General features: G+C 32.3%; 11 protein-coding genes. All 11 read left to right on the top strand.

What is annotated here, in order from left to right:
• Positions 1-193 precede the first annotated feature (193 nt).
• The 11 genes from GXK57_RS06305 to GXK57_RS06355 all read left to right on the top strand — a co-directional run bounded on the left by GXK57_RS06305 (position 194) and on the right by GXK57_RS06355 (position 16,163).
• Positions 194-1,582 carry an MFS transporter gene (locus GXK57_RS06305; protein WP_160673151.1) on the top strand — a complete coding sequence of 463 codons (1,389 nt, stop codon included), beginning with the start codon at positions 194-196 and terminating at the stop codon, positions 1,580-1,582.
• Between the two features lie 575 nt (positions 1,583-2,157).
• Positions 2,158-5,049 (top strand): alpha-L-rhamnosidase, encoded by a 2,892-nt coding sequence (locus GXK57_RS06310; RefSeq protein ID WP_160673154.1) that lies wholly within the window; start codon positions 2,158-2,160, stop codon positions 5,047-5,049.
• A 262-nt stretch (positions 5,050-5,311) separates the two neighbouring features.
• Positions 5,312-7,000, top strand: a complete 1,689-nt coding sequence (locus tag GXK57_RS06315) for a glycoside hydrolase family 3 N-terminal domain-containing protein (protein ID WP_160673157.1) — start codon at positions 5,312-5,314, stop codon at positions 6,998-7,000.
• A 61-nt stretch (positions 7,001-7,061) separates the two neighbouring features.
• Positions 7,062-7,700, top strand: a complete 639-nt coding sequence (gene pgmB, locus GXK57_RS06320) for a beta-phosphoglucomutase (protein ID WP_160673160.1) — start codon at positions 7,062-7,064, stop codon at positions 7,698-7,700.
• 277 nt (positions 7,701-7,977) lie between these two features.
• Positions 7,978-8,457, top strand: a complete 480-nt coding sequence (locus GXK57_RS06325; RefSeq protein WP_160673163.1) for a hypothetical protein — start codon at positions 7,978-7,980, stop codon at positions 8,455-8,457.
• A 487-nt stretch (positions 8,458-8,944) separates the two neighbouring features.
• The gene (locus GXK57_RS06330; protein WP_160673166.1) at positions 8,945-9,637 is read left to right on the top strand and encodes a FadR/GntR family transcriptional regulator; all 693 of its coding nucleotides are present in this window, start codon (positions 8,945-8,947) and stop codon (positions 9,635-9,637) included.
• 375 nt (positions 9,638-10,012) lie between these two features.
• Complete coding sequence (locus tag GXK57_RS06335; RefSeq protein ID WP_160673169.1) at positions 10,013-10,801, top strand: electron transfer flavoprotein subunit beta/FixA family protein; 789 nt, start codon at positions 10,013-10,015, stop codon at positions 10,799-10,801.
• A gap of 32 nt (positions 10,802-10,833) precedes the next feature.
• The gene (locus GXK57_RS06340) at positions 10,834-12,012 is read left to right on the top strand and encodes an electron transfer flavoprotein subunit alpha (protein WP_160673172.1); all 1,179 of its coding nucleotides are present in this window, start codon (positions 10,834-10,836) and stop codon (positions 12,010-12,012) included.
• A 33-nt stretch (positions 12,013-12,045) separates the two neighbouring features.
• Entirely contained in the window at positions 12,046-13,458 is a 1,413-nt protein-coding gene (locus GXK57_RS06345) for an FAD-linked oxidase C-terminal domain-containing protein (protein ID WP_160673491.1), read from the top strand.
• A gap of 447 nt (positions 13,459-13,905) precedes the next feature.
• Positions 13,906-14,253, top strand: coding sequence for a carboxymuconolactone decarboxylase family protein (locus GXK57_RS06350; protein ID WP_160673175.1), 348 nt, complete (start codon positions 13,906-13,908; stop codon positions 14,251-14,253).
• A gap of 440 nt (positions 14,254-14,693) precedes the next feature.
• Positions 14,694-16,163 carry a leucine-rich repeat domain-containing protein gene (locus tag GXK57_RS06355; RefSeq protein WP_160673178.1) on the top strand — a complete coding sequence of 490 codons (1,470 nt, stop codon included), beginning with the start codon at positions 14,694-14,696 and terminating at the stop codon, positions 16,161-16,163.
• The last annotated feature ends 92 nt before the right edge of the window (positions 16,164-16,255 follow it).

The following is a 16,255-nucleotide window of genomic DNA, read 5'->3' on the forward strand; positions in this document are numbered from 1 at the left end:
TTTGTTAAGCTATGTATATGCATTATAATAGCAATATAAACGATATCATCGATGGTAAGTAATATAAACTTCATAATCTTCTTTAAGTTATTGGTTAAAAAATGCATATAAATAAGCCGATTATCTAAAAGTGATTTAACAAATTTCAGCGAGAGAAAAATTTTAAAACTATTTTTTCCGAGGGGGATGAAAAATGAGTACAAACGTTAATACATCTAAAAATATCTCTACAGGTAAGATTGGATTTTTTGAAAAAATATCGTATGCATGTGGTGATTTTGCAAATAACATAATATTTTCTTCAATGGGAGCGTTTCTAGTATTTTATTATACTGATGTTGCAAAAGTAGGTGCAGCTGCTATTGGTTCTATAATGCTTATTTCACGTTTGCTTGATGGAATAATTGATATTATAATGGGATTTGTTGTCGATAGAACTAAGTCAAAGTATGGAAAAGCTCGTCCTTGGATTTTAAGAATGAGTATACCTTTCGCAGTAGCAACAGTACTTTTATTTTCTGTACCTAATTTAGGTGAGAGTGGCAAGCTTATTTATATATTCTTAACTTACAATATTGTTAATATTATATATACATCTATAAATGTGCCTTATGGAACATTAAGTTCCTTGATGACACAAGACCAATATGATCGTTCAGTATTAAACATTGTTAGAATGATATTTTCTTTGGTTTCAAGTCTTGGAATTACAATGCTCACTTTACCAGTAGTCAATGCATTAGGTGGAGGACAAAAAGGCTGGACATTAGCATATTTAGCCTTTGGTATTATAGCTTGCATATTATTCTTTATAACTTTTTTCTTTACAAAAGAAAGAGTAGGAACTGCTGCAGAAGTTGAACATTCAAGCAAAGAAAATGTTCCAGTATTAGAGGGATTAAAAGGCTTGTTTAAGAATAAATATTGGGTGATTCTAACTGCCAATGGTCTTGCAAACGGCGTTAATATGGCTATTTCCATGGGAGTAAATGTTTACTACGCTACTTATATACTAGGCAATCCAAATCTTGTTGGAACTCTTTCAATGGCTATGTTATTACCAATGATTGGCGGACTATTTGTACTAGCACCTTTTGTAAAGAAATTTGGTAAAAGAAATATGAACATAGCTGGAAATATAATTACGATAGTAGGATATGTGATAACTTTACTTAACCCAACCAATGCAGGTATGGTAATAGTTGGGGCGGTAATAAGAGGTATTGGAACAGCACCTGGAACTGGGGTAGGATTTGCCATGCTTGCTGACTCAGTTGAGTACGGGGAGTGGAAGACTGGTAACAGGACTGAAGGTTTAGTATTCAGTGCACAAAGCTATGGTGGAAAAGCTGGTTCAGGACTTGGCGGCGCACTTATAGGTTGGGTTTTAGCAGCAGGTGGATATGTGGGAGGAGCAGCAGTCCAATCCGCATCAGCAATTTCTTCAATCAAGGCATTGTTTATATTTATACCTATAGCTGTACTAGTTATTCAAATATTAATATTGGTCCCTTATAAATTAGATAAGGAGTATCCAACTATACTAAAAGAACTTCAAGAAAGAAACTTCAAGAAAGCATAGAAAAGCTAATGTTTTAACAGCAATTAAGAAACAAGTCTATAGAGTTTTGTGAGAGCATGCATAGGAAAATTTACATTTTTCTGATGCATGCTCTCCTATATTTTAGAAAGAATCAAAGTACATTTTTTCATCTTTATGTAGCTAGTTTCATTTACCTTAATAAGTTTATATTAATGCTTATCCTATATAAGTAACTGCGCTTTAGTATTATTTGGGCTTTCAATTCTATGCATAGAGAAATTAATGAAGGTTTGAGTTGTTAGCAGCATCTAAGAATATAGGCAGAGATTAAAAAATGCATATTGTTTTAAATAAATAACTACATTTGTTTCTTAAGCTATATATTTTACAATTTAGATGTAATGGATATATGAGCTTTTATCCATGACAACAATATAAAGCTATGTTCTTTAGCTTATTAAAAAATGTATATAAATATATATTGCTTTAATTTATATAAACTTTCCGTTTTAGTAGTGTTGGAAGTAGAGTGTATAAATATTAGATTTGTAAATGCACTGTATATATGATAACAAATCCATGCTTAGAAAAAATAAGAATAGAGGTTGTAAATAATGAGAGTTAAGAATTTGAGAACCAATCATATTACAAATCCATTGGGGTTTGAATTAGGGAAAATTCGTATGTCTTGGATTACAGATGATACAGTTTCTAAATATCAAACTGCAGCAAGAGTGGAAATATCTTTGGATGAAGACTTTAAATACATAGTTTTTGACAGTGGTAAAGAAGAGCATATAGATAGTTTAGCCTTCTATCCTGATATTAATATAAGTGCTAGAACTCGTTATTTTTGGAGAGTCACTGTTTGGGGGGATAGTGGGGATAGTGAAGTTAGCGAAATCGCATGGTTTGAAACAGCTAAGATGGAAGAACCATGGACAGCTAAGTGGGTTACACCAAAGTTCCATAAAGATCTTCATCCAATAATAAGAAAGAAATTTGTGCTTCCAGAAGAAGCTACTTCAGCAAGGGTTTATATCTGTGGTCTTGGACTATATGAGTTTGAGGTCAATGGAAAAAAAGCTAGCGAAGAGTATTTTGCGCCTGGGTTTAATGCCTATGATTTTTGGCTTCAATATCAAACCTACGATATAACAGAGTTACTAAATAGAGGGGATAATTGTTTAAGCGTAATGCTTGGAAATGGAATTTATAAAGGCAGATATGGATTCGATGGTGGTTACAATGAGCTTTATGGAGATAAGTTTGCTTTAATTTGTGAAATAGTAGTTACTTTAAAGAATGGAATGACAGTAATTATTGGAACTGACGAAAGTTGGAAAGCTATAGAATCTCCAGTAAAATTCAGTGGATTGTATGATGGCGAAATATATGATGCTAATGCCGAAGTAGTAGGATGGTCTAAGCCAGGTCTTGATGAAAGTGATTGGAGTGGTGTAGAACTATTAGATATTGGATATGAAAAGCTGACGGCAAGGCTAAGCTTACCAGTTAAGATAAAAGAAGAGATTAAGCCTATAGAGATAATACATACCAAAAAAGGTGAAACAGTTTTGGATATGGGGCAAAACATGACTGGATGGGTAAGCTTTAAAGCTTTTGCCGAAAAAGGACAGGAACTTCTTTTAGAGTTTGGAGAGATCCTTCAGGAGGAATGCTTCTATAGAGATAATCTTCGTACAGCAAAGGCAGAGTTTAGATATATAAGTGATGGAAATGCTAAAGTGGTTCAGCCTCATTTCACATATTACGGTTTTAGATACGTAAGGATTACTGGATTCAAAGAAGTTAGTTTAGATGACTTTACTGGTTGCGTAATATACTCAGACATAGAGACTACGGGAAGTATTGAAACTTCTAATACCCTTGTAAATAAGTTATTTAAAAACGCTCAATGGGGTCAAAAAGGAAACTTCCTTGATGTGCCAACAGATTGTCCTCAACGTGATGAAAAAATGGGATGGACAGGAGACGCACAGGTATTTGCATCAACAGCTTGCTTCAATATGTATTCACCAGCGTTCTACACGAAGTATATGTTTGATTTACGTGAGGAACAAAAGAGGTTAGGAGGCTCAGTACCATTTGTGGTGCCTTCTATAAAGCCAAAAAAACCAATAGGTATAGTTAATGGAAATGGTTCTACTGCCTGGGGAGATGCAGCAACAATAATTCCTTGGACATTGTACCTACACTACGGAGATAAGGAACTTTTAGCACAGCAATTTGAAACTATGAAGGACTGGGTTGACTATATCAAAGGTGTCGACGATAGTACTGGAGGGAGAAGACTTTGGACTGTAGGCTTTCATTTTGCTGACTGGTTAGCTTTAGATGCAAAGAACCCTTCAGAATTAACCGGTGGAACAGATAAGTACTATATAGCTTCATCGTATTACTGTTACTCAGCTAGATTAGTTGCTAAGGCTGCAAAAGTTCTAGGGAAAATAGAGATTTCTGAAGAGTATTCAAACTTAGCTGAAGAAATAAAACAAGCTATACTAAGAGAGTATTTTACACCTAGTGGAAGAAGTGCTATAAACACTCAAACAGCAATGATTGTGGCACTTTATATGGATCTAGTTCCAGAAGAGCATAGAGAAAGAACTATAAAGGATCTAAGAGAAAAACTAGATATGGACAATATGCATCTAACCACTGGTTTCGTTGGAACTCCTTATTTTTGTAGAGTATTATCAGAAAATGGTGCCAACGAAGATGCTTATAGATTATTGCTAAATGATGATTATCCAAGCTGGTTATATGCAGTAAAGCTTGGTGCTACAACTATTTGGGAACGTTGGAACTCTGTACTTCCAGACGGATCAATTGGGGATACAGGAATGAATTCTTTAAATCACTATTCTTATGGGTCTATTGCAGAATGGATGTATAGAAATATGTGTGGCATAAATCCAGTGGAAGAGATGCCAGGATTTAGAAAGATAACACTTAAACCAACGCCACATGGAAGTTTAACATATGCTAAAGCAAACTTTAATTCTCCTAATGGAGCTATAGTAAGCGGCTGGAAGTTAAGTGATGAAGGAAGATTAAGTTTTGAATTTGAAATTCCGTTTAACACTACTGCGGAGCTAATTCTGCCTGATGCACTATTGGAAAATGTGAAGATAAGTGAAAATTTATTAATTGAAAGTGAAATAGGAGCGATTCAAGTAGGGTGCGATGTAGTTTGTAAGCTTACACCAGGAAGTTATAGTTTTGAGTACATGCCTTCAAAGGAGTATAGACATATATATAGTCTTGATAGCAAGCTTTTTGAGCTTATGGAAAACAAAGAAGTAAAAGAAATACTGGAGGAGGTTATTCCAAGCTTAGCAAGTAATCCAGCCCTAGGTTTCTTATTTCAAAACACACTAAAGCAAATAAGCGCTGGGGGAATGGATTTAGGTATTGATTGGGATTATGCACTTAATAGAATTGATAGAGAGTTAAAGCATAGGGCAATAAGTATTTTATAATATATAAAAAATTTAATGAGCGTGTTTAATTTAGTATAATTATCACTTAGTTTTGATATATAGAAGATAGTAAAATATACAATTCCTAATTCAACTGCTAAGTTATACGTGATAAATAAGCGCATAGAGCTTAGAGTATCTAGCTTGTATAATTAAGCTTTGATACATGAAGCCTTTGATATATGGATATAACAAGGTTAATTAAGATAGGACAGCATTAATAAAATTTAGATTTCACATTATTATGGATAGGAGTAAGAAGATGATTGATTTAAAGAAGAAGCCATTTTACTTATCAGATGAGGATATAAAATGGGTGGAAGATACAATAAATTCAATGACTATTGAGGAAAAGATAGGGCAGCTTTTTTGTCCAATAGGAATGTCTCCAGATGAAAATTACCTAAAGCATGAAATTTTAAGTAAGCACATAGGAGGAATATTGTTTAGACCTGGACACAGTAAGGAAATGCAAAAAACTCACAATTTTCTTCAAAGAAATTCTAAGGTTCCTCTACTTATAGCTGCCAACTTGGAAGCAGGGGGAGATGGTATAGCTACAGATGGTACAGCCTTTGCAAAACAGATGCAAGTAGCAGCAACAAATGATCCAGAATATGCATATAAGCTAGGAAAGATAGCTTGTGGAGAAGGTGCAGCCGTTGGATGTAACTGGGCTTTTGCACCAGTTGTTGATATAGACATGAACTTTAGAAATCCAATAACCAACGTAAGAACTTACGGAGATAATCCTGAAAGAGTTTTAGCTAATGGATTAGAATATTTAAGAGCAGCGAAAGAGTGTAATGTAGCAGTTTCTATAAAACATTTTCCAGGAGATGGTGTTGATGAAAGAGATCAACATCTTCTGACTTCTGTGAACACCTTATCATGTGAGCAGTGGGATGAAACCTTTGGTAAAGTGTATAGAGGACTTATAGAAGCAGGTGCTTTGACTGCAATGATTGGCCATATAGCCTTGCCTTCATATCAAAAGAAGTTTAATCCTGATTTAAAAAATAGCATAGTTCCTGCAACTCTTTCTTCTGAACTAATTAATGGACTTTTAAGAGAACAGTTAGGTTTTAATGGAATGGTAGTTACTGATGCTACACCGATGGTGGGATTTACCGCTGCAATGAGTAGGGAGTTATCAGTACCAACTGCAATCGCTAGCGGTTGTGATATGTTCTTATTCAATAAGGATTTAGCTGAAGATTACGATTTTATGATGAAGGGTTATAAAAATGGAATTATAACAGAAGAAAGACTACAGGAAGCATTAACAAGAATATTGGCTACTAAAGCCGCTCTAAAGCTTCATAAGAAGCAAAAGGATGGAAGTTTATATTCAAAGGAAGAAGAACTTAAAGTTATAAGCAGTGAAGAGCATAAGGTTTGGGCGTATGACTGTGCTGATAAGGCAATTACATTAGTAAAGGATACGCAAGATTTGCTTCCAATAGATGCTAAAAGAAATAAGAGAGTATTACTTCAGATATTAGGGGAATTTTCATCAAATAAACGTGTAAATGATAAGATTAAAGTTTTATTAACTTCAGAGGGGTTTCAGGTTACGGAGTATGTTAAAGAAGATTTCGGCATGCCTCTTGATAATGTTGCTGATTTTAAGAGTAAATATGATCTTGTTCTATATATAGGAAATATAGAAAATGCAAGCAATAAGACAGTATCTCGCATAAACTGGCATACCTTCTTCGGACTTGGAAATAACCTTCCTTGGTTTGTGGAAGAAGTTCCAGCAATTTTTATAAGTGTAGGTAATCCATATCACTTACTAGATGCACCAATGATTAAAACATTTATTAACTGCTACTCAAATAATGATTTTGTATTAGAAAAAGTAGTTGAAAAGATAGTTGGGAAAAGCGAGTTTAAAGGAGTGAGCCCTATAGACCCCTTCTGCGGAAGAGAAGATACGAGATATTAATCATACACTTGGGGGATGAAAATAGTAACATAAACAAATAGGATATATTTGGAGGATAAATATGAAATATGAAGCAATAATTTTTGATTTAGACGGAGTAATCTGCCATACTGATAAATACCATTATGAAGCTTGGAAGGCTGTAGCTGATAAACTTAATATAGAATTCAACGAAACTATAAACAATAGACTACGTGGAGTAAGTAGAATGGAAAGCTTCAATATTATCCTTGAAAGATATGATATAGCAATGGCTGAAGTGGAAAAACTAAGATATGCTGAAGAGAAGAATGCTATATACAAAGATTTGCTAAAGAACATGGCAGAAAAGGATTTAAGTGAAGAAGTAAGAAAAACATTAATTGATCTTAGAAATAAAGGAGTAAAGCTTGCAATTGGTTCATCTAGCAAAAATGCAAGGTTTATACTAAGCCAAATAGGTCTTGGAGATTTTTTTGATGCTATTTCTGATGGAAACAACATAACAAAGTCAAAGCCTGATCCAGAAGTGTTTTTGAAAGCAGCAGAATATTTAAATGTTCCATCAAAAAAATGTTTGGTTGTAGAAGATGCTGTAGCAGGACTTGAGGCAGCTATAGGAGCACAAATGGATAGCGCTGCTATAGGGGATGCAGTATCTAGTGGAAAAGCAACTTATAGTTTGGAGCAATTTGGAGATTTGCTAAGAGTTATTGAATAAGAAATATTTTGGCCCAATATTAGTATGAACAAATTAGCCTTGTTCCTAGATAATAATCTATGTACAAGGCTAATTTACTGTCTTGAATACATAATTGAAATATTCAGTAATATATTAGATACTTTTACTATTTATGAATTATGTATCTACCTACCAGTAAGTTACCTTGTCTTTATTACTACTGTATGAGTCTATTATTGTTGTGAGAAATGATAACATTAATGGTTGATTAAGGAGTTAGATTACGTTAACCTATGTAATAGGGGAGTGATTCAGTATGAAGAACCATAGAAAGTTAAAAGTGCTTATTTTGATTATTGTTATAATAATTGCTAGCTTTACGTTTATTAGATCTTATATAAACAAAACTAAAGACATAACTTATATGATCAAGGCTAATTGGAAGGTTGATCTACCTAAACCTATCAAAAACACAGAGGTGCTATCAGATGAAATAAGCGGTTTTCATGGCGATGGTACGCAGCTTGTAAAGTTTAAATATGATAAACCTGTCTTTGATGAATTGATTAAGAAAGTTGATTTTATACCAGCTGATGGCAAGTTTTATTCTAATTATGACTTGTTCCTTAAATCAGTAAGCAAGAAAAGTGAATTAAATGAGCTAGTGGATGTAACTAACAATAATACCAATATCAAATACAAAATAGTAGAAGATCGTTCTGGTTTTTTTATTATGCTAATAGATGGTAGTAAATCTAATGATTTCACATTGTATTGTCTATCATGTACTAGATAAATTAATTATTAAAAAATGCTGCTATTGTAATTTTAATAGTTGAAATTGAATATATTTTTATATATAATGAAATAGTTGGTTTTTGTTAAGAATTTGTGAAGATATTTATTAATTTAACAGTAAACTGATGTAATATACAAATTTTGTGATAAAAAATTATTTTTCACTACATGGCATTCGATATAAAATATTTAACTAAGTTATAAATATAAATTAGTATATAAGGTCTCACGGCTTACGTAAGGGGTTTGTCGTGGGGCTTTTTTTAATGTCCAAAGTCAATTGTAGAAGCTTTCATTAGATTAACCTAGCAGCACTAAGGTTTTAGAGTATTTATGGCAAATGGTAAAAAAAAATATTCGACTATCAGTATAAATGATCTAAAACAGTTACTAAGTGTATCTATACTGCAGTTGTTAATATTTATATAATATAGTAAGATTAATGTAATATAATTTGATTTTTCTTTGGTTAGGAGATAAGAACAGTGTTTACTCAAGTTAAGAATACAAAAGTATATGAGCAAATAATAGAACAGTTCAAAACTATGATTTCCGATGGTACCTTGAAAAAGGGTGACAAGTTGCCTTCTGAGAGAGAATTAGTAGAGCAGCTAGGGGTTAGTAGGGCAGCTATAAGGGAAGCCTTAAGCGCATTACAAATCATAGGACTTGTAGAGGCGAGACAGGGAGAAGGAAACTTCATAAAGGAAAGTTTTGAAGAAAGTCTTGTTAATCCTTTTTTACTTATTTTTATGTTAAACGGTAGTAACAAGGAACATATACTAGAACTAAGAAGAGTTATTGAGATTGAAACCGTTGCTTTAGCAGCTATTAAGATAACTGAAGAGGAAATAACTGAGCTTGGTCAATGTCTTGCTAACTTAATTGAGGCTGAAGATGAAGCTTCAAAGGTTAAGTGGGATAAGAGCTTTCATTACAATATAGCTAAAGCATCCAAAAATATACTTATAATTAATATGATGAATGCAGTTTCTTCTCTGATGGATTCTTTTATTAGTGATGCTAGAGGAAGCATTCTAATGTTTAGTGAAAATAGAAGTGTTTTAGTAAATCAGCATGAGGCTATATTAAAAGGGTTAAAGGATCATAATCCAAATGCAGCATCAGAAGCTATGAGACAACACTTAGACTTGATTCAGGAATACATAGCTAAATAAAACAGATATACGTTAAAGTTTTAGATGTATTTATAAAATAAGCCAATGTGAATATTTAAGTTGAGTAAATAACATTTTTTAGAGGTATGTTAACTAATTTAGTTAGCATACCTTTTTATTTTATGGAAAGCATAAAGGCTCATAACATATAAGGTTAGTAATTATAAGTGTTTAGGTTGCTATTTTAGAAAATTAATAAAGAAATTCTAAGTTATAGCATAAACTTTACCTTAGAGTAATAAAGCAGAAAATTAATTTTCTATAAGAAATTAAATAAAAATCTAGCAATATTTAGTAAAGTATGGTATTTTATAGTTATACTGGTCAGACCATAATACCAGTGGTTTTAATATTGTGATAGAGGGAGGAAGTCTTATGGAAATACTAGTATGCATTAAGCAGGTTCCAGGAACAAGTAAGGTTAAGGTTGATGAAAAGACAGGAGTTTTGAAGAGAGATGGTGTTGCTTCAAAAATAAATCCATATGATCTATATGCTTTAGAAACAGCTTTAAGAATAAAAGCTAAAGTGGGTGGAAGGGTTACGGTTATTAGTATGGGGCCGCCACAGGCTGAATTAGTTATAAAAGAAGCCTATATGATGGGAGCGGACGAAGGAGTGCTTATATCTGACAGAAGGTTTGCTGGCGCAGATGTATTGGCAACTTCCTATACCATTTCACAAGGAATAAAAAAGGCTGGTAATTTTGATTTGATTTTGTGTGGTAAACAGACAACTGATGGAGATACAGCACAGGTTGGACCAGAGATTGCAGAGTATTTAAATATTCCACATGTAGCTAATGTGAAAAATATTATTGATATAAAGGAAAGTTCTATTATATTAGAAGCAGATTTGACAAATGTATTGGAGAAGTTAAAGGTTGAATATCCTTGCTTGCTAACAATTGAAAAGGATATCTTTGAACCTAGACTACCTTCTTATAAAAAGAAACTTGAAACTAAAAGTAGGGAAATAAGGTCATATTGCTTAGATGACTTTGAAGATAAAGATGAAAAAATGTATGGGTTAAGCGGTTCTCCAACTCAAGTGGAAAGAATATTTCCACCAGAAGTAAATCTAGCCAAGGAAATATGGCAGGGAACTTCAGAAGATATCTGTGATAAGCTTTTTGAAAAATTAAAAGATATGAGATATGTATAAATTTAAGGTATTTAAGAGGAGGACGGAGAAAAATGGGTAGATTAGTTGTTAATGAAGATAAATTGAATGAAGAAGTCATTGATAAATTATTAAAGATATGTCCATTTGGGGCAATAGAAAAAGCTGGAGATAAGGTTCAGATATCAGCTGCCTGTAAGATGTGCAAGCTATGTGTTAGAAAAGGTCCTTCTGGGGTCATGGAGTTTATAGAGGAAGAAAAGAAGGGAATAGATAAAAGCCTTTGGAAGGGTGTTGCGGTATATGTGGAACACTTAGAAGGCGAGATACACCCCGTAACTTTGGAGTTGATAGGAAAAGCTAGGGAGCTAGCAAGTAAAATAAATCACCCCGTTTATGCTGTGTTTATTGGAAGTAATATTAAAGATAAAGCAGAGGAATTGCTTCATTATGGAGTGGATGAAGTATTTGTATATGATGATGAGGCTCTTAAATATTTCAGAATAGAACCATATACAAAGGTTTTCGAGAACTTCATAAACTATAAAAAACCTTCAACAGTACTAGTAGGAGCTACAGCAATTGGTAGATCCTTAGCTCCAAGAATAGCAGCTAGATTTAGGACAGGGCTAACAGCAGACTGCACCATATTGGATATGAAAGAAAATACTGATTTGATTCAGATAAGACCTGCCTTTGGCGGAAATATAATGGCTCAGATAGTAAATCCTAATAATAGACCTCAACTAGCAACTGTAAGATACAAGGTTATGAATGCACCAGATAGAGGAGAAAAAAGAGGTAAACTTACTTTATGTCCAGTGGGAGAATTATTCTCAAGCATTGAAGTGTTAGATATGGCTAAAAAGGATGTTGGTGTAAGTATATCAGATGCAGAAGTAATAGTTTCAGTAGGTAGAGGTGTGAAATCCAAAAAAGATATGGAGCTAGTTCAAGAGTTTGCTGCTTTACTAGATGGGAAGATAGGTGGAACAAGGCCCCTTGTAGAAGCAGGTTTAATAGATGTTAAAGATCAAATTGGATTAAGTGGAAGAACAGTAAAACCTAAATTAATTTTTTCTATAGGTATTTCAGGAGCAGTACAATACACAGCAGGTATGAACAATTCTGACTGTATAATAGCAATTAATAACGATGCTGATGCACCTATTTTCAATATTGCACATTATGGTATTGTTGGAGACTTATATGACATAATACCTAAGCTAATTGAAAAGATAAAGAGCGAATAATATCCATTCATTAAATAATTAGATATAGGAGTGATTACTGTGGAGTTAGATAGATATAAGGCTATAGATGAGGAAGATATTAAATATTTCATAGAGTTATTAGGTGAGAAAAGAGTTTTTTCTGGTGATGATATAAGTGAAGATTTTAGCCATGACGAGTTAGGTGGAATAAGTAAGTTCCCAGAAGTTGTGGTAGAAGTTCTAAATACTGAGGAAGTTTCAAAGATTGTAGCCTATGCTTATGAGAAGAATATTCCAGTGGTTCCAAGGGGAGCTGGAACAGGGCTTGTAGGAGCTTCTGTACCTGTTTATGGCGGTATAATGATAAATATGTGTAGGATGAATAAAATTCTTGAACTAGATGAGGATAATTTAGCTTTGACTGTTGAACCTGGAGTTCTACTTATGGATATAGGAGAGTTCGTTAAAGAATACGATTTGTTTTACCCACCAGATCCAGGTGAAAAGTCAGCTACTATAGCAGGAAATATAAATACAAATGCAGGCGGTATGAGAGCGGTTAAGTATGGTGTTACTAGGGATTACGTTAAAGGATTAGAGCTAGTGCTTCCAAATGGAGAGATAGTAGAGGTTGGGGGAAAGGTAGTTAAGAATAGTTCAGGCTATAACATAAAAGACCTAATATGTGGTTCTGAAGGAACCTTAGCCATAGTAACAAAGGCTATATTAAAACTAATACCTCTACCTAAGGAGAGTGTAAGTATTTTAGCTCCTTTTAATAACTTATCAGAAGCTATAGGTGCTGTTCCTAAAATAGTAAAGTCAAAAACTAATCCAACTTCCATAGAATTTATGGAAAGAGATGTTATCTTAGCTGCAGAGGAATTTTTAGGTAAGAAGTTTCCGGACAATACAGCAGATGCATATCTATTATTGACTTTTGATGGTAATAGCAAGGAAGAGATAGAAGAACATTATACTGCTGTAGCTAATATTTTATTAAGCGAAGGAGCTTTAGATGTATTAATAGCTGATACTGATGAAAGAAAAGATGCTATATGGTCAGCTAGAGGTGCTTTTCTTGAAGCAATAAAAGCATCAACAAGTGAAATGGATGAATGTGACGTTTGTGTTCCTATAAGCAAGGTAGCAGAATTTGTTAATTATACTTATGAACTTCAACAGAAATTTGACATAAGAATAAAGAACTTTGGACATGCTGGTGATGGAAACTTGCATGTATATATATTGAGAGATGAGAAGGAAGAAGAGGAGTGGAAGCATAAATTATCTCAAGTATTTAGATGCATGTATGATAAATCAAAGGAATTAAAAGGACAAGTGTCTGGAGAACATGGTATAGGCTATGCAAAAAAGCAGTACTTAAGTGGACAGTTAGGAGAAGTAAGTTTAGATTTACTTAGAAGAATTAAACTTGCCTTTGATCCTAAGAACATATTGAACCCAGGAAAGGTATGTCAATAAGACTAATTAACCAGAGAACAATCTGACTTGGATAAGTTTATTACTACAATCTAATATAAATTTAGCTTAGTCTTATAGTATATAAATTTTAGATGTTTTTTACTTAATAGGTAACTAGCTAATAGAAATAGGAAGAGCACTTATTTGGGTGTCCTTCCTATTTCTTTAGTTATTAATATAATAAAGCTTTTTATACAACACCATATTCTGTGCAAGACTAAAATCATCTAACACGAATTTAATATTGCATTCACGAATTCAACTTTTCATTTTACGAATTATTTGTGTTTATAGTATTGACTTGGAGTTAACTCCAGATGTTAGTATTAATTTGCAGAGGAAATATAAGGAATATAAGTTTTTAGATGTAAAAGTGTTGAGACAATAGGAACTTATAGGTTTAGATTTCAATAATAAAAATATAATTAAGTGGAGGTAGAAAGTAAAATGAATAATGAAAGATTTGAAAGAGGAAGTAAAAAGTTATCAGAAGTAGATGGACAGGTAGGAGAAGAAGTAGTAGCACCTTTGGGGGATTTAGGCAAATATATAGTAGAATTTGCTTTTGGCGACATATATTCTAGGGAGGGACTTAGCTTAAGAGAAAGAGAAATTGCTACAATAGCTATGCTAGCAAGCAGAAGTGGAGTAGAACCTCAGTTAAGAGTTCATATTAAAGCTGGATTAAATGTTGGTTTAAGTAAAGCGGAGATAGAAGAGATTATTATCCAAACTGTCCCTTACTCAGGGTTTCCTACAGCTATTAATGCATTAAATGTATTAAAGGAATTTTAGTAGTATTGAAATACTAAATTAAGGCTATTTTAAAGATTATTGCTGAAATTAAGTAGTTATGAAGGAGATGCTATATGCGCAAGCTCATCTAAGTAGCGGATCACTGACCACTTAATTTCAATATAGTACTTTAACAGCATCTAAATTAGAAGCCTGGAAAAGCTGATTATTACTATATATTTATATGATTTTATAAATATATGATTATATGAATTTATATTTTTTTATTCTTTAGCAATCCCACATGAAGTCTAAATCCTTCAAAATAGTATAATGAAAAAACTTGTTTTTTAGTAGAAATTATATTTTAGAAAAAGCTCAGGATAAGTCAACAGAAATATACTAAGAGAAACAGGTTAACTTTATATTAATATGAGCATTAATTTTTTTAGTTAAGCAGAAAATAAAGCTGTTATTAATGTTTATAGGAGTGATAAAGTTTGATTAAGTTCAGAGTAGGTTTAAGTAATTTAGCAATTATTTTGATTATTTGTTCTTTTAATATGAAGGTATATGGTGAAGAAAAAGTAAAGTGTGGCTACAGTGATTTGGCTTCAGTAGAAGCTTCAACTGCTATAAAGTTTAAAGACCGCAATCTTGAAGCAGCTATAAGAGAAATTATAAAAAAGCCTGAAGGATATATAACCAACCAAGATATTATGAGCATAGAGGAAGTAAACTTGAGCAGAAAAAATATATTCTCTATAGATGGCTTGGAGGCTTTTACTAATCTTAAAACCTTGAATTTGTTATTTAATAATATTATGGACATAAAGCCATTAGAGGCACTAAATAAACTAGAAGACTTAAATTTAGGTTATAATCAAATAAAAAGTATAGAGCCTTTAAGTAGTTTGACAAAGTTAAAACAACTTGATTTAACAAGTAATAAGATAACTAATATAGAACCTCTAAATAGGCTTACTAACTTAAAGTCGCTATATCTAGCATATAATGAAGTGAACGATGTTAGACCACTAGAAGGAATAGAAGGCATAGTTTATGTGGATCTTTTTGCAAATAATATAGAAGATATAAAACCACTTAGAAATTTGGTGAATTTAAAAAGTTTATTTTTGGCAAGAAATAGAATAAAGGATATAAGCGATATAAAAACCTTAAAAAAGCTTATTGAATTGGACTTAAGTGAAAATAAACTAAGATATATCAAGACTATAAGCAACTTCAATGAACTTATTTATCTAAACTTAACTAGAAATTACATTGAGGACATTGAACCTATAAATAATGCTAAAAAGTTAGAAAGGTTATTTCTATCAGAAAATAAAATTAAGAATATTAGAGTGTTAGGTAAACTCACAAATCTAAAATTTGTAGATTTAGATAACAATAGAGTTAATGATCTTAAAGGCATTCATTCAGCTAAAAACTTAGAATCACTAAGGCTTGACTACAATAATATCACTTCAGTAGAGGAAGTAAATGAACTTAAGAAACTAAAATATTTAGGACTTAGAAATAATAATTTAAAGGATATTACGCCCTTAGCTAATTTATATAAATTAAATAGATTAGATATTGCTAATAATAATATAAAAGATTTATGCCCTATAAGAACTTTACCAGAAATAGCCTTAACAAACATTGATTTTTCAGGCAATCCACTACCAAAGTATGTTTTTAAAGATAAGCTTAATGAAGAATTTATCCTAGATACTTTATATCCTTATATAAGTGAAGCTATAAACAAATATTTTGGTGAGCCAAGGCAATATAATAATGATGAAATAGTTGATATTTATAATTTAGAAGGTAAATATATTGTAAAAGTTAAAGTAGACACTTTTGTAGGACCGCATAATCCACCGTATGGAGTAGAAACTTTAATTATAAGTAAAGATTATTCTGGTATAAAGGTTGAGGAATTTATTCATTCTTCGGTAAGTTAGGTTCAATATAATTATAAAAAAACTAAGGCATCAATGTATTTAAAATTGATACCTTAGTTTTTTATATAAGTAATTTATCTTTGATTTGATCA

The organism is Clostridium sp. C8-1-8 (assembly GCF_009928445.1).
In the GTDB taxonomy this organism is placed as follows: domain Bacteria; phylum Bacillota; class Clostridia; order Clostridiales; family Clostridiaceae; genus Clostridium_AR.

Excerpts from the sequence above, each read along its gene's own strand:
- GXK57_RS06305 (WP_160673151.1), top strand. The coding sequence starts at position 194 with ATGAGTACAAACGTTAATACATCTAAAAATATCTCTACAGGTAAGATT.
- GXK57_RS06310 (WP_160673154.1), top strand. The coding sequence starts at position 2,158 with ATGAGAGTTAAGAATTTGAGAACCAATCATATTACAAATCCATTGGGG.
- GXK57_RS06315 (WP_160673157.1), top strand. The coding sequence starts at position 5,312 with ATGATTGATTTAAAGAAGAAGCCATTTTACTTATCAGATGAGGATATA.
- pgmB (WP_160673160.1), top strand. The coding sequence starts at position 7,062 with ATGAAATATGAAGCAATAATTTTTGATTTAGACGGAGTAATCTGCCAT.
- GXK57_RS06325 (WP_160673163.1), top strand. The coding sequence starts at position 7,978 with ATGAAGAACCATAGAAAGTTAAAAGTGCTTATTTTGATTATTGTTATA.
- GXK57_RS06335 (WP_160673169.1), top strand. The coding sequence starts at position 10,013 with ATGGAAATACTAGTATGCATTAAGCAGGTTCCAGGAACAAGTAAGGTT.
- GXK57_RS06340 (WP_160673172.1), top strand. The coding sequence starts at position 10,834 with ATGGGTAGATTAGTTGTTAATGAAGATAAATTGAATGAAGAAGTCATT.
- GXK57_RS06350 (WP_160673175.1), top strand. The coding sequence starts at position 13,906 with ATGAATAATGAAAGATTTGAAAGAGGAAGTAAAAAGTTATCAGAAGTA.